General features: G+C 35.2%; 27 protein-coding genes. 10 read left to right on the top strand and 17 right to left on the bottom strand.

The window, feature by feature from the left end; all coding sequences use genetic code 11:
* Together H560_RS0108520 and H560_RS23560 are read right to left on the bottom strand one after the other, a co-directional pair.
* The coding region (locus H560_RS0108520) for a transposase (RefSeq protein WP_027379652.1) at positions 1 to 232 on the bottom strand (232 nt) is incomplete at its 3' end.
* A 42-nt stretch (positions 233 to 274) separates the two neighbouring features.
* Positions 275 to 397: a hypothetical protein gene (locus tag H560_RS23560; RefSeq protein WP_262486267.1), complete on the bottom strand. Its 123-nt coding sequence runs from the start codon at positions 395 to 397 to the stop codon at positions 275 to 277.
* Between the two features lie 116 nt (positions 398 to 513).
* Here H560_RS23560 and H560_RS0108530 point away from each other — a divergent pair, with 116 nt between their 5' ends.
* Positions 514 to 744 (top strand): hypothetical protein, encoded by a 231-nt coding sequence (locus H560_RS0108530; RefSeq protein WP_027379653.1) that lies wholly within the window; start codon positions 514 to 516, stop codon positions 742 to 744.
* A 60-nt stretch (positions 745 to 804) separates the two neighbouring features.
* Here H560_RS0108530 and H560_RS0108535 read toward each other — a convergent pair whose 3' ends face one another.
* From H560_RS0108535 to H560_RS0108590, 12 genes are all read right to left on the bottom strand, one after another.
* The gene (locus H560_RS0108535) at positions 805 to 1,389 is read right to left on the bottom strand and encodes a super-infection exclusion protein B (protein WP_027379654.1); all 585 of its coding nucleotides are present in this window, start codon (positions 1,387 to 1,389) and stop codon (positions 805 to 807) included.
* A gap of 3 nt (positions 1,390 to 1,392) precedes the next feature.
* Entirely contained in the window at positions 1,393 to 1,770 is a 378-nt protein-coding gene (locus H560_RS0108540) for a hypothetical protein (RefSeq protein ID WP_027379655.1), read from the bottom strand.
* A gap of 162 nt (positions 1,771 to 1,932) precedes the next feature.
* A complete protein-coding gene (locus H560_RS0108545; RefSeq protein ID WP_027379656.1) occupies positions 1,933 to 2,127 on the bottom strand; it encodes a hypothetical protein in 195 nt (64 codons plus the stop codon).
* Positions 2,128 to 2,132: 5 nt separating this feature from the next.
* Positions 2,133 to 2,735, bottom strand: coding sequence for a MarC family protein (locus H560_RS0108550; RefSeq protein WP_027379657.1), 603 nt, complete (start codon positions 2,733 to 2,735; stop codon positions 2,133 to 2,135).
* Positions 2,736 to 2,779: 44 nt separating this feature from the next.
* Positions 2,780 to 4,522 (bottom strand): BatD family protein, encoded by a 1,743-nt coding sequence (locus H560_RS0108555; protein WP_027379658.1) that lies wholly within the window; start codon positions 4,520 to 4,522, stop codon positions 2,780 to 2,782.
* Positions 4,522 to 5,244, bottom strand: a complete 723-nt coding sequence (locus H560_RS0108560; RefSeq protein WP_228372448.1) for a tetratricopeptide repeat protein — start codon at positions 5,242 to 5,244, stop codon at positions 4,522 to 4,524. The genes H560_RS0108555 and H560_RS0108560 overlap by 1 nt, the downstream gene beginning before the upstream one ends.
* A gap of 120 nt (positions 5,245 to 5,364) precedes the next feature.
* Positions 5,365 to 6,372, bottom strand: coding sequence for a vWA domain-containing protein (locus H560_RS0108565; protein ID WP_027379660.1), 1,008 nt, complete (start codon positions 6,370 to 6,372; stop codon positions 5,365 to 5,367).
* Complete coding sequence (locus H560_RS0108570) at positions 6,372 to 7,364, bottom strand: VWA domain-containing protein (RefSeq protein ID WP_027379661.1); 993 nt, start codon at positions 7,362 to 7,364, stop codon at positions 6,372 to 6,374. The genes H560_RS0108565 and H560_RS0108570 overlap by 1 nt, the downstream gene beginning before the upstream one ends.
* Positions 7,357 to 8,253, bottom strand: a complete 897-nt coding sequence (locus H560_RS0108575; RefSeq protein ID WP_394330256.1) for a BatD family protein — start codon at positions 8,251 to 8,253, stop codon at positions 7,357 to 7,359. The genes H560_RS0108570 and H560_RS0108575 overlap by 8 nt, the downstream gene beginning before the upstream one ends.
* A 109-nt stretch (positions 8,254 to 8,362) precedes the next feature.
* Positions 8,363 to 9,226 (bottom strand): DUF58 domain-containing protein, encoded by an 864-nt coding sequence (locus H560_RS0108580; protein ID WP_027379663.1) that lies wholly within the window; start codon positions 9,224 to 9,226, stop codon positions 8,363 to 8,365.
* A 51-nt stretch (positions 9,227 to 9,277) separates the two neighbouring features.
* Positions 9,278 to 9,730: a GNAT family N-acetyltransferase gene (locus tag H560_RS0108585; protein WP_027379664.1), complete on the bottom strand. Its 453-nt coding sequence runs from the start codon at positions 9,728 to 9,730 to the stop codon at positions 9,278 to 9,280.
* Positions 9,730 to 10,734: an AAA family ATPase gene (locus tag H560_RS0108590; protein ID WP_027379665.1), complete on the bottom strand. Its 1,005-nt coding sequence runs from the start codon at positions 10,732 to 10,734 to the stop codon at positions 9,730 to 9,732. The genes H560_RS0108585 and H560_RS0108590 overlap by 1 nt, the downstream gene beginning before the upstream one ends.
* A 251-nt stretch (positions 10,735 to 10,985) precedes the next feature.
* Between H560_RS0108590 and H560_RS0108595 the strand changes: the two genes are divergently transcribed.
* The 8 genes from H560_RS0108595 (at position 10,986) to H560_RS0108630 (ending at position 18,529) form a co-directional block, all read left to right on the top strand.
* Positions 10,986 to 11,456: a DinB family protein gene (locus H560_RS0108595; RefSeq protein WP_027379666.1), complete on the top strand. Its 471-nt coding sequence runs from the start codon at positions 10,986 to 10,988 to the stop codon at positions 11,454 to 11,456.
* Between the two features lie 35 nt (positions 11,457 to 11,491).
* Positions 11,492 to 11,884, top strand: a complete 393-nt coding sequence (locus tag H560_RS0108600; protein ID WP_027379667.1) for a four helix bundle protein — start codon at positions 11,492 to 11,494, stop codon at positions 11,882 to 11,884.
* A gap of 123 nt (positions 11,885 to 12,007) precedes the next feature.
* On the top strand, positions 12,008 to 12,751 hold the full coding sequence (gene rlmB / locus H560_RS0108605; protein ID WP_034752477.1) for a 23S rRNA (guanosine(2251)-2'-O)-methyltransferase RlmB: 744 nt from the start codon (positions 12,008 to 12,010) through the stop codon (positions 12,749 to 12,751).
* Between the two features lie 27 nt (positions 12,752 to 12,778).
* Positions 12,779 to 13,828: a DUF6263 family protein gene (locus tag H560_RS0108610; protein ID WP_027379669.1), complete on the top strand. Its 1,050-nt coding sequence runs from the start codon at positions 12,779 to 12,781 to the stop codon at positions 13,826 to 13,828.
* Between the two features lie 81 nt (positions 13,829 to 13,909).
* Positions 13,910 to 14,137 (top strand): hypothetical protein, encoded by a 228-nt coding sequence (locus H560_RS0108615; RefSeq protein WP_027379670.1) that lies wholly within the window; start codon positions 13,910 to 13,912, stop codon positions 14,135 to 14,137.
* 22 nt (positions 14,138 to 14,159) lie between these two features.
* Complete coding sequence (locus H560_RS0108620) at positions 14,160 to 16,697, top strand: glycosyltransferase family protein (protein ID WP_185095854.1); 2,538 nt, start codon at positions 14,160 to 14,162, stop codon at positions 16,695 to 16,697.
* A 29-nt stretch (positions 16,698 to 16,726) separates the two neighbouring features.
* Positions 16,727 to 17,134, top strand: a complete 408-nt coding sequence (locus H560_RS0108625) for a GxxExxY protein (protein ID WP_027379672.1) — start codon at positions 16,727 to 16,729, stop codon at positions 17,132 to 17,134.
* An 84-nt stretch (positions 17,135 to 17,218) separates the two neighbouring features.
* Positions 17,219 to 18,529: a glycosyltransferase family 4 protein gene (locus H560_RS0108630; protein ID WP_027379673.1), complete on the top strand. Its 1,311-nt coding sequence runs from the start codon at positions 17,219 to 17,221 to the stop codon at positions 18,527 to 18,529.
* 144 nt (positions 18,530 to 18,673) lie between these two features.
* Here H560_RS0108630 and H560_RS0108635 read toward each other — a convergent pair whose 3' ends face one another.
* Positions 18,674 to 19,324, bottom strand: coding sequence for a hypothetical protein (locus H560_RS0108635; RefSeq protein ID WP_027379674.1), 651 nt, complete (start codon positions 19,322 to 19,324; stop codon positions 18,674 to 18,676).
* 161 nt (positions 19,325 to 19,485) lie between these two features.
* Here H560_RS0108635 and H560_RS0108645 point away from each other — a divergent pair, with 161 nt between their 5' ends.
* Positions 19,486 to 20,442 (top strand): YpdA family putative bacillithiol disulfide reductase, encoded by a 957-nt coding sequence (locus H560_RS0108645; protein WP_027379675.1) that lies wholly within the window; start codon positions 19,486 to 19,488, stop codon positions 20,440 to 20,442.
* A 59-nt stretch (positions 20,443 to 20,501) separates the two neighbouring features.
* Here H560_RS0108645 and H560_RS0108650 read toward each other — a convergent pair whose 3' ends face one another.
* Together H560_RS0108650 and H560_RS0108660 are read right to left on the bottom strand one after the other, a co-directional pair.
* Positions 20,502 to 22,532 carry a TonB-dependent receptor gene (locus H560_RS0108650; protein ID WP_027379676.1) on the bottom strand — a complete coding sequence of 677 codons (2,031 nt, stop codon included), beginning with the start codon at positions 22,530 to 22,532 and terminating at the stop codon, positions 20,502 to 20,504.
* 268 nt (positions 22,533 to 22,800) lie between these two features.
* Positions 22,801 to 24,027 (bottom strand): MFS transporter, encoded by a 1,227-nt coding sequence (locus tag H560_RS0108660; RefSeq protein ID WP_027379678.1) that lies wholly within the window; start codon positions 24,025 to 24,027, stop codon positions 22,801 to 22,803.
* Positions 24,028 to 24,079: the final 52 nt, after the last annotated feature.

A 24,079-nucleotide genomic window follows, 5' to 3' on the forward strand; every position in this document is an offset into this window, starting at 1 on the left:
TTGTTTCTTCCAGTTCTTTGCGAAGTCTCAATAACTCTTCCCTTATTGGATCAGAGGATATTTGTTTTTCCTTGCTAAGTTTACCTTCTTTGTGAAGTTTTCGCCAATTAACGAGACTTTCTTTACAGATCCCAAATTCTTCAGCTACCGAGGATACATTGCCTCGCTGCTCACTTAAAGATACTGCTTGGATCTTAAACTCTAGACTGTAATTTTTTCTGATCTTTTTCATACTCTTAAAGATAAAGAGTATAAGAATTGTGTCCTAACAAAGTTAGCAACTCCAAGTTGGTTCTTGACTGTTATTCTCGTCAACCTGTTTTTCTGTATTTTCTTTTACAGTTTGAACAGATGAATTTTCTAAATTTTCTGCAATGAATTCTTTTAATGATTTCATAATAATTGAATTTAGAATATATATGCTACTCAATGAATTATAAGCTTTATTGTTGAAAGAAATTACAATACTATCAATTTTATTTCTTAATTTTATGAAAACTAAAAATTACAACTATGGCAAAAACTCCTAAAAATCAAGGTAAGACTTGGACTGAATCTGATATTGAAAAATTACAAAAATTAGCAGATAAGAATACACCTACTGGATTAATAGCATATGAACTGGGTCGATCAGAAGGGTCCATTACTAATAAAGCTCATCAGGAAAATATCTCATTACAACCTACTAATAAATCTCCTTATGATAGGAAAGTTTCTGAAGCTAAAAAGAATAATTCAAAATAGTTTAATAACAAGCCCAGCTATTTAGCTGGGCTTATTGCAGATTATATACTACTAATAATATCATCTGAAACTATTATCTAATGACCAATTTGGTCTTTCATTTTCAATTTTAGCTTTAATTTCATCATTTAATTCTGTTGGTATTTTAAGTAAGTGATTATTTATATAAGGCAATGCATATTCTGATATAGAATATGCCCAATATTGTCCTCTTATAGTAGAAACTCCAGTATTAGAAGCTTTATATATAATCATTTTATTTTCTAAACTTATAATTGTTTCGTCCAAAAATGGTAATTGAAGTGTCGATTTTCCATTAATCAAAAATTCTCTTAATGCAAATATTTCTGGATATGTCAATTGATTGATATTTTTAACAATAGTTGATTTAATTTTAATAGTAGCTCTTTTATTTCTAATTACAGAAATGATATAAGAAGTAAATGATACTAAAAGAAAACCTACAGTACTAATAAAAGTAATTCCAATATATTTTCCATACTCAGAAATAAACGATTCTAGCTTTAAATTCTGTAAGTAATTATCGGGTATAAATAATAATATTCCTGTAATTAAAAATAATAAGAAAATAAGTTTTGTCGATATTTTATCCCAATCAAACAGCCTATCAATAATCTTTTCCATACTTTAATAGCCTAAATTTATTGGTTGATATTTAAAATTTATTCCTGATTTTTTCTCAAAATATCTTTTCCCATATTCAGGGATATCTAATATCATTAAATTTTCATTATTATTAATTGGATGTTTTCCATTTAAGAAAGTAGTGTTTAAGTTGTCATCATCAATAAATGTAATTTTAAAATCATTATTAGTTAAAGGTTGAATTCTAACGTTTTTCAAAAATATACTTTTACCACTGTCTTCGTCATTTTTATCAGATATACTAATAACTAGCTTATCATCACCTCCAGTCATGATTGTTATTTCTATTTTTCCATCATGATTGTAGGGTTTGATATTTAAATCTTCCCAAATACTTTGCAAATCATCAAAAGTTTTCATAATTATTATTGTTTAATAGTAAATTTATGTAATCTATATATGATAAGCAAATAGTAAAGCAAACAACACCAAAAAGATTGATGCTGTTTACGTATTGAAATGTTGTTTAATTAATTTGGTATTAACTAGTATATTATTATCTAATAATAAAATTACAATTATTTATTTTTTAACTCCTATTTTACTCCACGTATTCATTACGAAAAGTAAAATAAGGCCGATAACAGCCGAAGCAATTGAAAATACAAACTTCAGGTTATCTTCAGATAAAATATCTGACTGCCAGTCGATAGCGTAAAGATTAATCGCTATAAAAACGATAAACAGTATTAAAAATACTTTATAAAACTTCTGCATAGTTCTTAAAAATTAATATAAGTCTGCACCAATTGTGCAAAATTTGCGGTGAATAATTTAATTGAAATCGCCAACAGGATAATTCCGAAAACTTTCTGTAAAATAGCCAATGTAGCATCTCCCATTTTCTTCTCCAGCCAGGTAGCAGATTTCAGTACCAAATATACGAAAATTGTATTGAGAATAATCCCAAAAATGATATTAATATCATGAAATTCAGCCTTAAGAGATAAAGTTGTCGTTAAAGTTCCGGCTCCCGCCACCAAAGGAAAAGCAATAGGAACAATAGATGCAGATCTGGCTTCTGAGGTTTTATTAATTTCAATTCCTAAAATCATTTCCAGGGCAATGATAAAAATAACAAAAGCCCCTGCAATAGCGAAAGAATTTACATCTACTCCAATAAATTTTAGAATTTTATTCCCCACAAAAAGGAAAACAAGCATAATAAGACCTGCCGTAATGGTAGCTCTTTCAGCCTCAATTTTTCCGAATTTCTGCTGCAAGCTCACCACAATAGGGATAGAACCGATGATATCGATCACCGCAAAAAGGACCATAAAACAAGTTACGATCTCTTTTATAGAAAAATCATTAAAAATCTCCATCTCTTTGTTATTAATAATTTCGCAAAAATATGAAAATAAAATGATTATTTAGCAATCTGAGAGTACAAATTGACAATTGACTTTAAAAGATCATCAATTCCTTCAGAAGATTTTACAGGTGCATATTTCTCTATCTGAATTTTCTGGGTAAGATTTCTGTACTCTTCCGCAACAGAAGAACCCTTATAGCTTTCAAGAAAATTCCTGAAATCTTCTGTAGAGCTTTGGAAATACTGATTTCTGACTTCAGAATCTAATTCTTCAACAGTCTGAAAAAACTTCTGATAATCTTCATTATCCTTCAGATTTTCAAGATAACTGAAATAATCATTAACATCTGTTTTCAGCCTTTCTCTGATTTCAGTCTCAGTTTCTGCAATAGTACCTAAAGGTTTTGAAGGTGCAGATTCTTTAATTAATTTACGCTTTTTTTGCCATGTCTTAAATAACAGGTAAGCTATAAATAATCCTAGTAAAATACCAAGATTGGTTAAAAGTATACTCCAGTGGAACTTAGACTTTTCCTTCACTTTAAATGAAGTTGTTTTCAAAACCGGGGTATTCACCGTCTCCAGGAATGTGTTGGTATATTCATTCACTTTCTCAACCGTTGTGCGGGATTCCATAATCTGCTGATGAGAAAAAGCATTCACAGCAAGCATCTGCTGGCCAAGATCCACATATTCTTTTGTAGACGGATCGAAGAAAGCAAACTGTTCTGTTTTAATAGCTATTTCACCTGCTTTTTTAGGAATTAAGATGTAATTGGCTAAGATTTCACCTTTCATACCATCTGTTCCTACAGCCACTTTAGAAGTAATTTTAGGAGCAAAAATCTCATAATCCGGAGATTCTGAAATCTTTGGCAGGGCCATGTCCTTTAAATTTCCTTCACCAGTTACTTTTACAAGAATATTTAGTGGCTTTTTTACCTCAGCCTTTTCTTTGGAAGTGTTATAAATACTTACATTAAAATTACCCACCGCATTTTTAAAATGTTCAGGAGAGCCCTCAGGGAGCTTTTTAACATTAATTTTTACCTTATTGGAAACAATCTTATTTTTATTTGAATAAGAGCTTACCGATGCTGAAACGCCCGGAACCTCCACATAGCCTGCTTCATTTGGAAATATCATAAATACTGCCAGTGTCTGGGATGCCATGTTCCCGTAATCTGAAGAAGGATCAATCTCAGATTTGGCAAAGCTGACAGGATAAATATCTAAATCTTCCTTCTCCGGAAGACGTATATTTTTAACCCTTCTGAAGTTATCCATGTTTTTGGAATATACTTTCAGAACAGCAATGGTAGGCTGGTCCTGATATACTTCCCTATCCTCAATTTCCATGTTTAAATAAACATCTTTAGATGGATTGCCTGCCACTACAGGCTTCTTATCTACATCTTTTATGAGAATCTCAAAAGGTTCGGTTTTATAAATTTTATTATTAATTGTTATAAGAAATGACCCGATTTTTACTTTGCCTTTCTGTTTCGGCTCAAGCGCAAGCCTGGTCACGGACTGGGAAACTACGGTATTAGTTTCAGGATCTATATAAGCATTGTTTACAGAACCCGTTCCGATGAGATTAAACTTAGAAAAATCCGGAAGACGAAGCTTTGTCTGCTGATTGTACTCACTACCCTCAATTTCAAGGACAATACTGAGGTTTACAATATCTTTTCCGTTATAGGTAGTTTTATCAGGAGTAACGCTAAGATTTACCTGCCCGTAAGAAATTACGGAGATAAAAAGGAGTAATATGTAGGTAATTCTGTTCTGCATCACCAATCTTTCTCGTTGCTTTCAGGCATCGAATAAGAATTTTTGTTTAAAATTCTTCTGGCGGTTTCTTTTTCTTTATCGTTTACTTTATTGAGTATTTGATTTTCCAGATCTTTTGGTAACCTGCCTTCATCATTTTGGTTTTTGCCGGGATCATTTCCCTGACCTTTTCCTTGATTCTGCTGGCCTTGTCCCTGATCCTGCTTTTGATCTTTTGGACTTCCTTTTTGATCATCATTTTGTTGTTGGTCTTTACCACCGCCTCCTTTACCAGAGTTATTTTGTTGTTGTTTTTTTTGCTGTTTTTCTTTTTCCTTCAGTTTGGCAATTTCATAATTCTTTCTGGTTGCCTCTCTGTAAGGATTCTGTTTCAGGGATTGCTTATAAAAATCTGCCGCTTTCTCCGGCTGATTCATCTGCATATAAGTATTTCCCAGGTTATGAAGTGCTGCCGCCTTATCGGGAAGTGTCTGGGAAAGCTGTTTTGCTTTTTCAAACTCTGCTTTGGCTTCTTCGTATTTTTTGCTTTTGTACAATGCGTTTCCTAAATTGTAATGCGCCGCAAAATCTTTTCCGTTTGCTTTAATCGCTTCCATGTACTTAGAAGACGCTCCATCATAGTCTTTACCGTCAAATTTTTCGTTGCCTTCGTACACTAACGTTCTGTAGTTTTTCTGCCCAAACAGAAATCCTGAAAACGTGAAAGCAACTATAAACGACAAAAAAATGATTTTAGTATTCATTAACTGCAAAATTATTCCTTTATATGTTAATAAACAGGTGTTTATTTGTTAAAATTGGGTTAAAGTACTGTCTTTAGCTTCAATTATAAAATCTGTACATTAAACGTTAAAATCTCTTTTAGGGTTAAAAATATAAATTATAAAAAAGAAAAATATTGAAACGGCTAAAAAATATTGATAATAATGAACCGCATTCTGCGATTTTACCATGGTTTCAGAAGTCCCTGTATTTTTATTTAAAGCATCCATAATTCTGTCCGGAGCTTCGTTAATATTATTCCCGTCAATATAGGAACCACCCGTGGATTCCGCCATATTTTTCAATGCCTCACTTTGTCTTTTTGATATAACGGTCTGCCCGTTAATATCTGTTTTATATCCCATCAACTGGCCAAAAACATATTCCGGAACCGGCGCACCTTCTTCCGTACCTACACCAACGGAAGTGATTATTATGCCTTCCTTTTTGGCTAGTTTTATCGCAGCATCGTCATTTCCTTCGTTATCTTCACCATCACTCAGCAATACTACTTTTCTTGCACCTTTGCTTACATTTTTAAATTTATCTGCAGAGATTTTCATTCCATTCAAAAAATCTGTACCCTGAATCTGCATGGAATTTGTTTCAATTCCGCTGATGTAAGTTTCCGCCGAATTATAATCCGTGGTTAAAGGCATAATAGAAGCTGCCTGACCGGCAAAAATGACAATTCCCACCTTGTCACTTTTCATTTTCTGCATGGTCTGGATCATCAGGTTTTTTGCCTCCGTTAAACGGCTTGGATCAATATCTTCAGCATTCATCGAATTGGACACATCCAACATGAAAATGACATTATTTAATTTTTGATTTGATTTAATCTCTTCCGAACCGCTTAAAAGATCAATGATAGAAAAGATTAAAAACAATGAAGCTATAAGGTATAATGCCGGAAAAAATTTCGTAAATCCGGATTTTTTTTCAAATAAATGCTCGTGAAACTGGCTGTCTGCAAAAATTTCTCTTTTTTTATTTTTCCATTTTAAATAACGGATCAAAAAGAAAGCTAACAGCGGCAAAAGCAATAGCAATAACAAGTACCAATAATTCCCTAAATACCAATCCATTAACTTAAAATTTTATAAACAACCCATCGCAATAAAGCATCCAAAAACAGCATTCCCAAGGCGATCCAGAGGAAAATTTTAAAATATTCCTGATAATTATATAATTTGGAAACTTTTACATCAGATTTCTCCAATTGATTAATTTCATCATAAACTTCTTCCAGGCTGCTGTTAGAAGTTGCTCTGAAATATCTACCACCTGTCATCTGAGCAATCTCTTTTAAAACCGGCTCGTCGATCTTCACTTCTGTTTCCGTAAAAACCAAATCTCCGAAAATATCCGTCTGAGTCGGCATTAAGGCATATCCATTGGTTCCAATCCCGATAGAATATACTTTTATATTATTATTTTTTGCAAATTCAGCAGCAATGGCAGGTGGCATTGCATTTTCAATTGTATTGACACCATCTGTCATCAAAATGATAATTTTGCTTTTCGCCTTGCTGTTTTTAAGGTGATTTACCGCCACGGAAAGCCCTTCACCAATTGCGGTTCCCGGCTGTAGCTCCAATGGGTTTAAATTATGCAGCTCATCAATAACCACCTGATGATCAGAAGTTACGGGAACTTTCGTAAACGCTTCTCCAGAATATGTTACCAATCCGAGCCTGTCATTGGGCCTTTTTTCAACAAATTTTATAGCGATATCTTTAAGAGCTGTGAGCCTGTCGGGTGTTAAATCCTTAGCCAGCATACTTAATGAAACATCGACTGAAAGCATGATATCAATTCCTTTCGTATCGTCTCTGTCCTGAGAAATGGTAAAAGTGCGCGGTCTTGCCATAGCAATGATCAAAGCTGTCAGGATGATGTATTTTGAAGCTTTCAAAAAAAACATCACTGCCTGAATCCCTCCGCTGTCACCCATATTTTTAACCGTAGGAACTTTAATGCCTTTTCTCTTCTGTCTGCTTATATCCCTGATTAAAAGAGGAATAAACAGCAGAAAAAGCAGTAAAAACCAAGGGCTATATAATTCAAAATTAAACATCCTTTCTCAAGTTTTCGAATTCCAGATCTTTTGACGATCTCTTTACAAAGTCCCTGATATCTGCAAAATCTTTTTCCATCGTTTCTTTATCAGGAAAAGTTTTCGCAAATTTTACCAGATCACCTCTTACAAATACATCTTCCACCACTCTTTCGTTTTCCTGAGAAATGGTATTATTTTTCTTCATTAAATCAATCAAATCATCCGTAAGCAAAACATCTGCCGGCAAACGGTATTGTTTAGCTATAAATTTTCTTGAAATATCTATTAATTCAACATAAAAAGAACGGTAATTCCCTGCTTCCACATATTTTTTCTTCTTCAAAGAATCGAGCTCCTTTAACGTTTGATTGGTTGCAACCACAGGTGAATCTTTTGGCTTCCGCCCATATTTCACGAACATTACAATTGTGATAATTAAAGCGATAACAGCTATTGCAGCTAAAATATAAAACTTATACAGCTCCCAATAATCCGTTGCTTCAAGCTTTACACCTTTATTATTCATAATATCATTGATCTGATCTGCTTTTTGGGCTGTATTGATCACATCAATCTCGTAGGGAATTGTTTTTAAAACCTTTCCGTCCACTTTAAATTCCAATTCCGGAATAGTAAATTTTCCTTCCTCAAAGACCGCAAAATCTATTTTCCGGTAATAAACATCCTGCGTCTGTGCAATACTGTCTTTTACCTCTTCAAAATGAAAAGGCAGCAGCTCATTTTCCGGGGCGGCAGAAACTTTTTCATTGCGGAGATTATTAATTGTTACCACAATATGATTCACCTCACCCAGGGCAATGGTTTTCTTCTCAACGCTGGAAGAAAGGATCTGTGAAAAAGCATTTGCACAGATTACAAAACAAAATATGAATAGTATTTTTTTCAATTTTATCATTAAATTTTATCATTACATCTGTCATTCTGACGAAGGAAGGATCTTTAATAAGAGATTGTTTCGTCGTTCCTCCTCGCAATGACAAAAGAACGTTTAATTTTTATTTCTTCTGAAAATAATTATACAGTAATTTAGAATAATTATCTCCGGTATTAATATTCATAAAACTCGCGAAACTGTTGGCAAAATCCTCTTCCAGGGCTCTCAGTTTCTGCTTCTGGGCTTCGGCAAAAGTATATCTCCATCTTGCGCTGGAAGTATTGGCCCAAACCTGTTTTCCCGTTTCTGCGTCATACAGCAAAGTATATCCTACATCCGGAATTTCATTATCTTTTTCATCAAAAATCCTCATTCCCAAAAGCTGATGCTTTTTTGAAGCTACTCTCAACATTTTAGAATCATATTCATCCTCAAAATCTGAAAAAAGGAAAACCAGTGATTTTCTTTTGAAAATTCCCATCATATATTCCATGGCTTTGTCGATTTTTGACACTGCGGGAATATAATCTGCCGTCAGAATATTACTGATAATGGAGAGAATGTGTTTTCTTCCTTTTTGTGGCGGAATCACTTTATAGACTTTATCAGCAAATAAAATCAATCCCACTTTATCATTATTTCCAGCTGCTGAAAAACCCAGGCTAGCCGCAATTTCTGCTACATATTCCCTTTTCAGCTGCGTTTTTGTACCATAATCCATAGAAGCGGAAATATCCACCAGCAGCATCATTGTCAATTCCCTTTCCTCTTCCATTACTTTTACAAACGGTTCGCGGAAGCGGGCTGTCTTGTTCCAGTCTATTCTTCGGATTTCATCCCCAAACTGATACGGACGAACCTCCGAAAAAGTCATTCCCTGCCCCTTAAAAGCACTGTAATATTGCCCCATCAAAGTAGCTTCCGACTTTTTTCGGGTACGGATTTCTATTTGTTTGACTTTTTTTACAATATCTTTTATTTTCATTTAGGTAAAAGGATTTAGATTATAGCTTGGAGAAGACTCATAATTTATAACTTAAAACTCTATAGAAACATTAAACCATTCATCATCAAATTTCGGGCTGTATTTTTTGTAGAAATTAATGGCCGGCTCGTTCCAGTTCAGCACCTGAAGAACCATTCCGCTGTATTGATTGGATTTTCCATGCTCCATGGTTGCTTCAAATAATTTCTTTCCGATTTGTTTTCCCCTTAATTTTTCCGTCACCACAAGATCTTCAAGATAAAGCCTTCTTCCCTTCCATGTTGAATATCTGTCGTAATACAGAGAGATTCCAACGATTTCACCATTATATTCCGCTATGAAAGCTCCCCAAACCGGAGATTTTCCAAATCCGTCTTCAATAAACTGATCTAAAGTTAAAGTGACTTCATGTAAAGCCTTTTCATAATCCGCCAGTTCCTTGATGAGCTCCAGCATCGGAGCGCAATCTTCCTGAACTGCCTTTCTTATAACCACTTCACTCATTACGGAGCCTGGATTTTCGCTAAAATTCTATTGATAATTTCTTCTGATGAAATTTCTTCCGCTTCCGCTTCAAATGTTAACCCAATTCTGTGTCTTAAAACATCTTTTGCTAAAGATTTTACATCTTCAGGAATTACAAAAGCTCTTCCCTTCAGAAATGCATGAGCTCTTGAAGCAATAGCCAGGTTAATGGAAGCTCTTGGAGATGCTCCGAAACCTATATAATTTTTCAATTCAGGAAGACCGTAGTTTTCAGGATAACGGGTTGCAAAAACCATATCCAGAATGTATTTTTCAATTTTTTCGTCAAGATAAATCTGATTGATCAATTCTTTTGCAGCAACAATATGTTCAAGAGAAATAACAGGCTTAACGACCGGCTGGTGTGACGTGGAAACCATTCTCATCACCGTTCTTTCATCCTCAAACTTCGGATAATCGATCGTACATTTCAGCATGAAACGATCACTCTGCGCTTCCGGTAAAAGATAAGTACCTTCCTGATCGATAGGGTTTTGCGTGGCCAATACAAGAAACGGCTTTGGCAGCTTCATGGTCTCATCACCTATGGTTACCTGCTTTTCCTGCATTACTTCCAACAAAGCCGACTGTACTTTTGCCGGTGCACGGTTGATCTCATCCGCAAGCACGAAATTGGCAAAAACAGGACCTTTTTTAATTGAAAAATCATTGTCTTTAATATTGTAAATCATTGTCCCGACAACATCTGCAGGCAGCAAATCCGGGGTAAACTGGATTCTCGAAAATTCTCCGTGAACAGCTTCTGCCAGCGTTTTAATGGCTAATGTTTTGGCCAGTCCCGGAACACCTTCTAAAAGAACGTGCCCATTTCCCAAAAGCCCCACCAAAAGGCGGTCTATCATATATTCCTGCCCAATAATAACCTTGTTGATTTCCTGTCTAAGAAGGGTAAAAAAGTAATTGGCTTCCTTTACCTGTTCCGTTAACTGACGAATATCTTCCGCTTGATTTATCTCTGACATAGTTTGATTTAAAATAATTGGTAAATTTCTAATAAAAACTTGCATTAATCAACACAATTAATGCCATATTTGAGTTAAAGTTTGTTAAATATTCCAGCATTGATGCAAGATTCAGAATAGTTGAAACCTTAAAACTCAATAAGATTATTATTTTTTTTCATAAAAATATATAAATTTTGCTTTAATCCCGCATTCAAAAATTGTCATTTCCAGTTTATTAAACTATTTTTGGTGATTAAAAATTTTGTAAAATGAATTATCATTTTCAAGCTCACAGACAAGTAAGAAAGAACCTTCTGGACATCCTGCAAAACACTTCACACGAAGATCTTTTACTGATTCCGGACGGTTTTAATAATAATATTTACTGGAATATCGCGCATACCGTTGCCACTCAGCAGCTTCTGCATTATTACCTGAGCGGAAATCCTTTCAGAATTGACAAATACTGGATTGAAACGTATAAAAAAGGCACCTTACCGAACCTTAGTGTTCAAAAATCAGAAGTTGAAGATCTGGAATTTTTATTAACGGAAACTTCAAAGATTTTAATGAGGGACTATGACAGCGATTTCTTCTCAGATTACACGCCCTACACCACAAGCTTCGGAATGGATCTGAAAAGCATTCAGGATGCTATTATATTTAACAATATGCACGAAACCCTGCATTATGGCTATGTAATGTCCCAGAAAAGAGCAATTTTAGGAGAAAAATACTAGGCTGTTCAAGGTTTTTAGTTTAAAGTTTAAGGTTTATGGCAACTGTAAATAGATTTGAGGATTTAGAAATTTGGAAATTATCACGAGAATTATGCAAAGAGATCTATCAGATAATTGAATTCACAAATCTTAAAAATAACTTTAAACTTTGTAGTCAAATTGATGGTTCATCGGGCTCCATCATGGACAATATTGCGGAGGGATTTGAAAGAAACGAAAACAGAGAATTTATACAATTCCTATCAATTGCAAAAGCTTCTTGTGGAGAAACAAGATCACAGTTGTATAGAGTTTTTGACAGAAATTTTATTTCACAGGAAAAATTTGAGACTTTAAAAGAGCAGACTGAAGTATTAAGCAAAAAGATTAGCTCTTTTATTAAATATTTAAACATGACAGATTTAAAAGGAACAAAGTATAAAACTTAATAGATCAAAGTTTCGTGTTTAGGGCTCAAGGTTTGAGCCGAATTACTTTAAACATGAAACACTAAACTTTAAACTTTAAACTTTAAACTATAAACTTTGAACCTTAAACATAAAACTTACTCAATGAAAGACGATTTTATTTTCGGGCTGCGTCCCGTGATTGAAGCTATTGAAGCGGGAAAAACGATTGACAAGATCTTTGTGCAAAATGCATTGCAAGGTCCTATTTATGCTGAGCTTAAGGCAATTTTAGCTAAAAATAAAATCCGTCCCAATTATGTACCGGTAGAAAAACTGAACCGATTCACCAGAAAAAACCATCAGGGTGTGGTTGCCTTTATATCAGATGTTCCGTTTCATAAAGTGGAAGATATTGTCCCTCAGTTATTTGAGCAGGGAAAAACTCCGTTTTTACTGATTTTAGACAGATTAACCGATGTCAGAAACTTCGGGGCGATCTGCAGAACCGCGGAATGTGTGGGAATTGATGCTGTAATTATCCCTGAAAAAGGCGCAGCACCGATAAATTCTGATGCCATAAAAACCTCTGCCGGAGCCATTTACAACATTAAAATTTGTAAAGAACCCAATCTGGCGCATGTTGTAGACTTCCTGCAGCAAAGCGGAATTTCTGTATATGCAGCCAGTGAAAAGGCTCAGAAAATGATCTATGACGTAGATTTTACAGAACCTTGCGCTATTGTGATGGGAAATGAAGAAACCGGTATTTCTAAAGAAGTAATGCATCATGCAGACGATAAAATAAAACTTCCTATTGAAGGAAAAACACAATCTTTAAATGTTTCTGTAGCCTGCGGCGCCATTTTATATGAAGCTGTAAGACAGAAATTTACGAAAACAAATTAATTCGATTTTAACATTAAAAAATTACGTATGAAAAACATAGCAGCATTAGCGCTAATCTCATCCATAGCTCTTGTATCTTGTAAAAAAGAAACCGCAAAAATCACTAAAATAGACCCGAAAACCGGAAAAACGATTACAGTGGAAGTTCCGGCTGATTCTGTGGCTAAAATAGAAGAAAATCCTGCAATAAAAGATTCTGCGGGTATTTATACTCAAACCTTTAAACTTGAAAAAGGAAAAACGTATCCTTTAACAACTTACCAGAGAGATACTAAAACAATGACCGATCCTCAGGGAAAAACGATCAACGGAACAAGCGAATCTACCGATGAAATGTCTTTTACCGTAAATGACATAAAAGGAAATGTATATGACATGACCCTGAACCTGATTGCAAAAAGAAATTCGCAAAGTGCGCAGGGTAAAACTATCGTTGTGGATACCAAGCTTCCGATTCCGAAAGAAGATGACCTGAAGATGATCTGGAATATCAACAGAGCATTGACAGGCAATAAGCTGAACATGAAAATGGATAACAAAGGAAACGTAATTTCTATTACAGGTTTCGATGCAGTTTATACAAAAGTTGCCAATGCAGTAGGGACCATCGTGAAAGATGCTAACCAGAAAGCAAGTGTAGTGGCAAGTCTTAAAGAATCTTTTAATGAAAAAGTTTTGAAAGACCAGTTCAGTAAAAACTTAACGATTATCCCTAAAAAAGGGGCAAAAATCGGAGAAAAATGGACAAGCAGCGAAAATGCAGACCCTAACGGAAAAATTAAAGTAACTTCCAACTATGTTTTAAAAAGCGTAGGCAACGGAACTGCTGAAATTGCCGTAACAGGAGGAATTCCTAAGAAAACGGAAAAGCAGAACCAGGGCCCGATTACCCACAGCCTAAGCAGTGAGCTTGCCCAAAACGGAACGATTAAATTTGATCAAAATACAGGATGGATCACTAATCAGAACATCAAGGTGGTAACTACCCAGATTGAAACCATTTCAGACGGAAAACAGTCTCAGTCTATGAAAAGTGTTTCCAACTCTTCTGTAATGGTAAATCCGTCAGCGAAATAAGTTTGAGCGTACAAGAGTTTGAAAGTTTGAGAGTTTTAAACCTTAAACTAAAAACATTGAACTTTAAACATTTTAATTATTATGAAGTATATTTTTGAGCTGGTACTGGCTGCAATCATTATTTTCTTCGTCTGGAATATTCTGAAGAGGATTTTCTTCAAGACGTTTTACAGTTATAGATTTAATAACAATAATCAGAATAACAGGCAGCAGGACATACAGAACTCAGACAAGAATAACCCAAACCTCAAGTGGGATGCAGAAACCGTGGACTATGAAGAGGTAAAAGAAACTAAAGATAAAAGGTAAAATAAAGATAATAACCATCAACATGGCGAAAAATAAAAACTTGATTTATATTGCAATTTCTATTGTTGCATTTATAGTTTTAGCATTTTTATACTCCACTCCCGTTTTTTCGGGGAAACAGCTTTTCCAGCATGATATCGTGCAGTATCGGGGCGGTGCAAAAGAGCTTCTCGATTACAGAGCCGATACCGGAAAAGAAACCTACTGGAGTGATTCCATGTTCGGGGGAATGCCTACCTATCAGATGGGAAGCCAGTTTAAAGGAGATATCATTAAAGTAATTGACTCCAAGCTGAACTTTTTCCCGAGGCCGGTTAATTATCTTTTCCTGCTTTTTGCCGGATTTTTCCTTCTCGGAATGGTGGTGGTCAGAAACTGGAAGTATGCGCTTTTAGGAGCTACTTTTTTCGGGCTTTCTACCTATTTTTATATTGCCATTGCGGCCGGACACAACGGTAAGATTAACACTATTGAGTATTTTGCACCGCTTTTAGCCGGGATATTGCTTGTTTATATCCGGAAACAATACATTTGGGGATTCATTGTCACTACCCTTTTTATGGGACTTCAGATTGCAGCGAATCACCCTCAGATGACCTATTACCTTTTCCTTGCACTGGGATTTTTATTCCTATCCGAATTAATCCGTGCGATTCAAAAGAAAACACCCATGAAGCATTTCCTGGTTTCTTCGGGAATCATTGCTGCTTCATGCATCATCGGGGTTGGGATGAATTCCCAGAGAATCATGGCCAATTCCGAATATATTAAAGAAACCGTTCGTGGAAAGCAGATCCTTACAAATGACAGCCACACCGAAGGAAATTCCGGGATGGATAAAGAAAGCATGCTGATGTGGAGCTACGGAAAGCTGGAAACACTGAACCTCTTCATTCCAAGATTAATGGGTGGCGGAAGCCAGGAACCGGAAGGAAAAGAAATGATGAACAGAGTTCAGGAGCTCGTGCAGGAAAATGTAGGCTCACAGACTGAGATGGACAGAATTTCTAAAGGTTTCGGTAATCTTACCTATTGGGGCGACCAGCCGGGAACTTCGGGTCCTGCTTATCAGGGTGCTATTGTCTGTTTTCTTGCGCTTCTCGGGTTCTTTTTTGCCTGGAAAAAATACCGTTACTGGATTTTGGGAGCCTCAATTCTTACTGTATTTTTAGCATGGGGAAGTAATTTCATGCCTCTCTCCGACTTTTTTATTGATTTTGTTCCGTTTTATAATAAATTCAGAGCACCGTCGTCTATCCTTGTTGTAGTAGAGTTATTATTCCCGTTAATTGCAATTATAGGGTTATACAGATTCTTTACAGACGAAAAATTGACGGAAGAATACAAACAGAAAATTCTTCTGTATGTAGGTGGCGGGACATTGGCTTTTGTTTTAATCCTGCTTATTTTCGGAAAATCTTTATTAGGTTTCCATACAGATAATGAAAAAACTTATCTTCCTCCTTTCCTGTTGGATTATCTTGTGGATGAAAGATTTAAACTGTTTAAAACAGATGCCATTAAAGCCTTTATTTATGTGGCCATTGCAGTCGGAGTTTTATTTTTAAGCTTAAAGAAAAAATTAAACCAGAATATTGCTCTTGTTATCATCGGACTGGTAAGTTTATTTGATCTCTGGACCGTAAATAAGAGATATCTTAATGACGAAAATTACGTTGATAAAATCTTTGCAGAAAACCCTTTCCAGACAGAAAGCTCTGATCTTCTGGCGGAAAAAGTTCAGGGAAACCCGAGCCTTGAATCAATTGTGGCCAATGTAAACGTCAACAAAACCCTTGAAACAATCGCTGAAAAAGATAAAACGCATTACAGAATTTTCAACAATATTTTAGGAACTTTCAGTGAGACTAATACGTCTTATTTCAAATCTTCAATCGGTGGTTATCACGCCGTGAAGCTGAGAAGATATGATGATGTGATTAATGAATATTTCCAGACCATGGATTCCGTAAAAGTTCCGAATGTACTGAATCTTTTGAATGCAAAATACTGGGTTGTAGGCGGGCCTGAACAGCCACAGGCAATTCCAAATCCTAAAGCAAACGGAAACGCATGGTTTGTAAGTGATCTGAAATTTGTAGACAATCCAAATGAAGAAATTAAATCAATTGGGATAATTAACAGTAAAAGAACAGCTGTAATTGCATCTTCTGATAAAAAATATTTCGATGGAAAACCGGTTCAGGCAGATTCAACAGCATTTATAAATTTAACCAAATATCAACCGAACGAGTTAGAATTCAAATCTCAGTCAAAAACCCCGCAATTGGCTGTTTTCTCTGAAATTTATTATCCTCACGGCTGGAAAATGTTTATTGATGAAAAAGAAGTTCCGTATATAAAAGCAGATTATTTACTGAGAGCTGTTCACGTTCCTGCCGGAAATCACCGCGTAAGAATGGTTTTCGAACCGGAAGTTATTGAAAAAGGAAAATGGATTTCTTTGCTTTGCTTCGGATTGTTTATTGTACTCAGCGGATTAGGGATTTATTCCATTTACCGCAAAAGAGACAAAAGACAAACTGAAAATATTCAGTAATTCAAAAGTTTGATAAAAGCTTTATTCATATGATTACTCAAAAGTATATTACAGATCTCACCTACCGGATTAATGGAGCTTGTATTGAAGTTCATAAAATTTTAGGTGCGGGTTTATCCGAAATTGTATATCATAAAGCATTAGAAAAGGAGTTCAAATTAAGAAATATTGAATACAAATCTGAATTTCAAATTCCTGTAGTATACAAAAATGAATATTTAAGCTGTGATTTCAAATGTGACTTTTTAATTGAAAATTTAATTGTTTTAGAAATTAAATCTGTTTCATCAATTTTGGAAATTCACAAATCTCAAATTCTTAATTACATGAATTTATTAAAAGTTCCAAAAGGAATTCTCATAAACTTTAATGTGAAAAATGTTTACCATTTTGGCCAGGAAACATTTATCAATAAATATTTTGAACAATTTGATTAAATATTATCGAACAATTTTGTCAACTTTGAACAACTAAAAAGCAATACAATCTTTTGTCCCTTTTGCGGGTAAAACAATTTATTAATGGAACAAAAAAAAATACTCATCATCACCTATTACTGGCCGCCGGCGGGAGGTCCCGGGGTTCAGAGATGGCTGAAATTTGCGAAATATCTGCCTGAATTCGGATGGAAGCCGGTAATTTTCACGCCGGAAAACCCGAGCTACCCTTTGGTGGATGAAAGCCTGCTGAAAGATGTTCCAGAAAATATAGAAATTGTAAAAACCAAAATCTGGGAACCCTATCAATTAGCTGAAAAGCTTAATAAAAGCAATAAAAAATTCAAGGCCGGGCAATTTGATGTTGGTAAAAATCAAAGCTGGAAATCAAGACTTTCGATTTGGGTAAGAGGGAATTTCTTTATTCCGGATGCAAGAGTTTTTTGGGTAAAACCTTCTGTGAAATTTTTAGAAAATTATTTAAAAGAAAATAAAATTGATGTTGTCGTGACTTCGGGGCCGCCACACTCATTACACCTGATTGGTTTAAACTTAAAAAAGAGACTTCCTAATTTAAAATGGATTGCCGATTTTCGTGATCCCTGGACGGAAATTTCATATTATAAACATTTAAAGCTTACCAAAAACTCAGATAAAAAGCATCGCCATTTGGAAAGTGAGGTTTTCAAAAACGCAGATATTACACTGGCAACAAGCTATACCGATGCTGAAAATTTCAGGAAACACGGGGCAAACGCTATTTGTATTACCAACGGTTTTGATGAAACAGACGCAAGATCTCAAACCATCAAACCATCAAACCATCAAGCCCCAAAACCTCCATTTACACTAAGCTATATCGGTGTTTTGGAGCAGCTGAGAAATCCTGAAAACCTTTGGCAGGCGTTGAATGAACTGGTAAAAACAAATTCTGATTTTGCCGAAAATTTCGAATTAAAATTTGCAGGAAGAATTGATGATAAAATTTTAAATGAGATTGAAAATTCAAGTTTAAAAAATCACATATCAAACCTGGGCTATCTATCCCATGACAAAGCCATTGATGAAATGGCGAAATCTTCGCTTTTATTGATCACTAATTTTCCCAACGATACATCAAAAGGAATTATTCCCGGAAAAATTTTCGAATATTTGGCTACCGGAAAGCAAATTATTTCGTTTGGGCCAGATGATGCTGATGTTGCTAAAATTCTGGATGAGACTAAAGCCGGAAAACATTTCAGCTATGACGATTCAGAAAAAATCAAAAGCTTTATTTTAGAAAAATTTGAGCTCTGGAAAAACGGAAACCTTCTCGAAAATACTCAAAATATTGAACAATTTTCAAGAAAAAATCTGACTAAAAAATTAGTTGAAATTTTAGGGTCTGTTTAATTTTAAATCATTTCTGGTTTAACGCAAAGATTATATTTGCATGACTACTGTAAAGTAAACAAAGTTAAGTTAACAAGTTGATTTGATGAAGCTGTATTTCAAGCTTTGAGAAGCAGATTTTTTAATCTTTGCGTTAAAAAAGCATTAAATTGTCCACTGATCGTTTACAACTCCGACTAAATAGTATTTCCCCTGAAATTCTTCAAAAACCAGGCGAAGACATCTCCAGTCCATTCCCGCATTGGCTTCCGAACCTTTGATAAAATTTTCCGTGAAATCTGCTTTGGGATAGATTGACTTTAAATTATTAAGTGAATTTCCTTTTCCCTGAAATTCATTTAGTGAAAATTGTCCGGTTATAAAATCTTTTGAATAGACCCATTTGGTAAGGTAATCGTTAATCGTTGCTTTGTACAAATCGCCGGAGCCATCCATGGTTCCCCAAGTAAAAAGTGTTTTCGTAGGCTGATATTTTTCAAATTCATCTTTTGTAAAAACTTTGTCTTCTTTTGGATCCACAAAAGCATACATTGAAAACCTGACTCCTTTTTCCGGATGGATGAATGCTGCTATTTTTTTATAATCTTTTTCCTTTAAGGCAAGTAAAATGTCTTTATTAGCAGTCTCCAAAAGACTTTTCTTATTAACCTTAACTTCGGCCGGATCAGGATTTACTGCTGTACTGTCAACAGAGGTTTGAACACTTTGATCTGTTGTTTTTTCGTTTGTTTTATCAGCCGTTTTATTACAGGCTATTACGGATAAAATGATAAATGAAGCGAATAATTTTTTCATATTTTTTAGGTGTATTGGTTAATTATGCACCAAAACCGATGCCATGGTTGGGGTGGGAGTTTGAGAGTGGGAGAATTTGAGAGTTTGAGGGTTTGGGTTAGGGGTGTTTTTAGTTTTTGGCTTGCAGCTGCATGATTACTGCTTTTTCGTACATTTGTCTCATGGAAATTCTGGATATTCTTATTATCGGTGGTGGCCCAATAGGTTTAAACTGCGCACTTGAAGCCAAAAAAAATAATTTGAGTTATTTAATTATCGAAAAAGGAACTATTGTTAATTCTTTATACAATTACCCTTTGTACATGAGATTCTTTTCAACCGCTGAAAAACTGGAAATTGACGGGATTCCGTTTATCTCCACTGCTCCAAAACCGGGTAGACATGAAGCATTAGAATATTATCAGGGAATTGCAAGGCAACGAAATGTAAATATTCATCTTTATGAAAAGGTTGAAAAAATTCTGAAGAAAAATGAAATATTTACAGTGGAAACTACCAAAGGAAAATATGCCGCCAAAAATGTAATTATCTCAACGGGGTTCTATGATATTCCTAATCTCATGAATATTCCGGGAGAAAATCTGCCAAAAGTAAAACACTATTACACGGAGCCTTATCCTTATGCCCGGCAAAAAGTAGTGGTTGTAGGATCAAGTAATTCTGCGGTGGATGCAGCATTGGAAACGTATAGAAAAGGAGCCGATGTAACCATGATTATCAGACATTCTGAAATTTCAAAAAGTGTGAAGTACTGGGTAAAACCGGATATAGAAAACAGAATTGCGGAAGGAAGTATTAAAGCTCATTTTAATTCTGAATTAATTGAGATTAAAGAAAATTCTGTCATTTTCAGGGATGAAAACGGGAAAATCCAAGAGATTGACAACGATTTTGTGCTGGCCATGACTGGCTACCTTCTTGATTTTGACTTCTTAAGAAACTCAGGAATTGAACTGCAGGGAGAATGTTTAAATCCACTATACAATCCTGAAACGATGGAAACAAACATCCCGAATTTGTACCTCGCCGGTGTGGTCTGCGGCGGAAAAGATACGCATCTCTGGTTTATTGAAAATTCAAGAATTCACGCAGAGATGATTATTCGTCATATATTATAAACAAACTTTAATTAAAGGTTTGATTAGATTTTAAGGGCAGCATGATAAGCTGTCCTTTTTTAAAATAAAATATCAACCCCAAGAATAAAGTTCCTATTTGCCGCCGGATTATAAAAACGGCTTCCAAAAGCATTGATATCGAAACCTAAAACATAATCCGTATTATAAAGATTTTGAATTTGTAAATTTAAATTCAGGCGCGTTTTCTCAAAATCCACCGGAAATCTGAACTGTATATTTCCTATAAAACTTGGTTCCGACCAGACAGAATTAGAATCATTTAAAGGAATTCTAGAAGTGTAAAAATGAGAATAATCTACGGAAAGCTTTTTAAAGAAAATAAAGTTTAATAAGCTATTTACAGTCGTTCGGGGAACACCGGTAAGATCATTTCCAGAAAAACCCTTATCGATTTGCTTATAATTTTCAAACTTAAAATTGTAAAAGCTGCCTGAAATCCTGAATTTAAAATTGCTGAAAAAATCATTTTTAAGATTAAAATTTTTAGATTCCAACAAAAACTCAACACCTTTCTGAATGGTCTCCCCGGAATTTACAAAATACTCCTGTCCAGCTTCATTTTGCCTTCTCACAATGGCATCTTTCATTCTAAAATCAAAATAACTTCCTTCTACAAAAATGAAATTCCCAAACTGCTTTCTCAATCCAAACTCTTTATTCCAGCCATATTCCGGAACCAGATTTATATTAAATTCCTGATTCGAAGATCGTATTTCCTCATTGGTAGGCGAAGAATTTCCTTTTCCAATTTTACCCCTTACGGAGAAATCTTTAGCAATAAAATATGTAATCCCGAAATTCGGGAGCCATTGGTTTTTAAACTTTACACTTCCATCTTGTGATTGCGGATAAATCCTTTCCCAATCGTAAGAGTTTACGTTTAAACCAATCGAAATATCTGTAAAAAGCACTTCATTAAAGTTGAATTTCTGACTTAAAAAATAGAATCCTGACTTATTTTTAATGTTATCGAAATTTTGCGGGCTGCCTTCGAAACCGCCTTCATTATCATAATTTTTGATCAAAATATCATTAATTCCGCCTTCAAATCCTATCCTGTAAGCTAAAGAAATCTTTTCCCAGTTTTTCTCAAAGTTAAGATGAGTTCTTGCTGCAAAATTCTTTTCAAAACGGTTTTCAAAATTAGTAATAAAAGGATTTTCAAAGTCTACATAGGAACCCTGAACCATGATAAAATGTGAAAATTCCGGGCTGAGATTAAACTCATGAGAAAGCCCGGCCAAAAGCATTTTATTGCGGATTCCCGCGTCTTGCTCCTTAGCTCCCGGAACTGTTGAAGTTGCCGGTCTTGCCTGTTTTCTGTCGGCCTGCTTTTGTTCTAAAGTTAATCCGCCCGGCGTTTGATAATCCAGATCAGAAAGTAAAATCATTGCGTTCAAAGAAGCATTTTTAGAATATTGAAAACGGTCTTTTAAAAACACGGACTTTCGCTGAACCGCAGATTGTTCCCGGTAAGAATCCGTCCGGTAATAATTCTGGAAAAACTCCACAAAATGTTTCCCCAGCTGCTTCGAGAAATCAAAGCTCTGGCTGAAAGTTCCGTAACTTCCAATTGATAAATTAGCTGATAAATTATCTGAATTCCTGGTTTTCAAAAGTACAGTTCCGCCGGTAACTGCACCGTAATCACCGCTTTCCGGGCCTTTGTAAATTTCCATCTTATCAATTAATCCCGGAGAAATACTGTTAAAATATGTATTCCCTGAAGCATCCGACAAAATAAAATCATCAAGATAAACCTTAATATTCCTCACCCCAAACGGCGATCTTAAAGTACTTCCACGAACAGAAATTCTATAGCTTGCAGGCGACCGTTCCTCCATTCTTGCACCGGCAATCTGATTAAAAGATTCCAGCATTCTTTCCTGAGTATTTTGGTTAAGAAGATCTTTTGTAACTACAGAAACCGACTTTACAGAAGCCATAAAAGGGGTTGGTTTTTTGTAAGCATCAATTTCCACCTGAGAAATCAATGTTGCAGAATCCTTCTTTTGTGAAAAGAAAAATGAAACCGAAAATAAAGAAACTAGAAAATAAAATTTTGCCATGAGATAATGCAAAGCAAAAATTATTCTTTTCTTATTTAATTGAGATTAAAATTTTGTAAATGTTTATTTTTTGCAGCTTTCTTTCGCGTAAGGGATGCGGAGGGCGGCGACGAAGGAGCCGGTGCGAGTGAGGAACGAACGAGTACGGAAGCGAAGCGCACCCCGAAGCAGCCCGGCCCGAAGTTTTGGGATGGAAAAAACCTCATAGGTTTTAAAAACCTATGAGGTTTAGCTTTGGAAAACGAAGGGATACGCCCAAATAAAAATTTTACGCTGCTTTTTTCCTGTCGCCAATCATCCATGGAACAATAAAATAAAATGCTATGGCAATAATAGTTGCTAAAACTCCGGTCCCGATCCACAAGGCATTGAATCCGAATTTTTCGGCAATCAAAGTTCCCAGATAAGGCGTAATGATAAAAGCAATTGAAAACGAAATTCCGTTCAATCCCATATAAGCGCCTTTATTATTTTCCCCGGAACGTAAAGCCGTAATGGCAGACATGAACGGAAGCGTCCAGATTTCCCCTATGCAAAGCAAAGTCATGGAAATAACCAGTGCAATCAGACTATGGTCAAAAGCCATCATTGCATACGAAAATCCGCAGATGAAGGTTCCAAAAAGCATGGTTACAGCAAGGTTAAAATACTTTTCCGCAATTTGTACAAAGCCCATTTCCAGCAATACAATCAGGAAACCGCTATATCCTAAAATGAACCCTATATTCTGCTGGCTAAGTTTCGCTACATCTTTGTAAAAGATCGTCAATGTACTGAAAAGCTGAAAAAAGCAAATGGAAAACAGCATACAGAAAAAGCAGTAAATCAAAAATTTACCATCGCGGTACGGCGAATTTTCTTTTTTAATTTCAATAGCTTCTTTTACTTTTTTGGCTTTTAATTTGGCTATTTTATTTCGTTTTTTAAAGAATGAGATGTATAATATCCCGGCCAATAAAGCCGCCAGTGCATTACTGAAAAACAAAAATTCATAAGAAATTGCAGACAAAATCCCTCCTAAAGCAGGGCCAATTGAAAATCCAAGATTGACAGCCATCCGGTTTAATGAAAATGCTCTTGTAATATTTTCTGGTTTTGCATATTTTGTGATCGCCACCGAGTTCGCGGGACGGAAGGTATCACTTACAATACTTTGCAGTAAAATAATCGCTGCCACTCCCACTTCTGTTTTAAAAACCGGAATTAAACAAAACAAAGGAACGCTCAACAATAAGCTTAGATACTGAACCTTATATTCTCCTATTTTATCTGTAATGAACCCTCCCAGCCAGGAACCGATAACCGATCCTATTCCGAAAAAGCTTAAAACAATTCCCGTATTTTCAATGCTAAAATGTAAATGGTTCGTCATATAAACTCCCAAAAACGGAAGCACCATAGACCCCGACCGGTTGATGAGCATCACCAGCGCGAGCATCCAGCTTTCCCGTGAGAGCCCTTTGAATGAGCTGGCATATATGTTTATTATTTTCATAGTTTTTCAAGTTTAATAATTGTATTTGGTTTTAATACAAATTCCACTATTT

Source organism: Chryseobacterium daeguense DSM 19388 (genome assembly GCF_000430825.1).
GTDB lineage: Bacteria > Bacteroidota > Bacteroidia > Flavobacteriales > Weeksellaceae > Chryseobacterium > Chryseobacterium daeguense.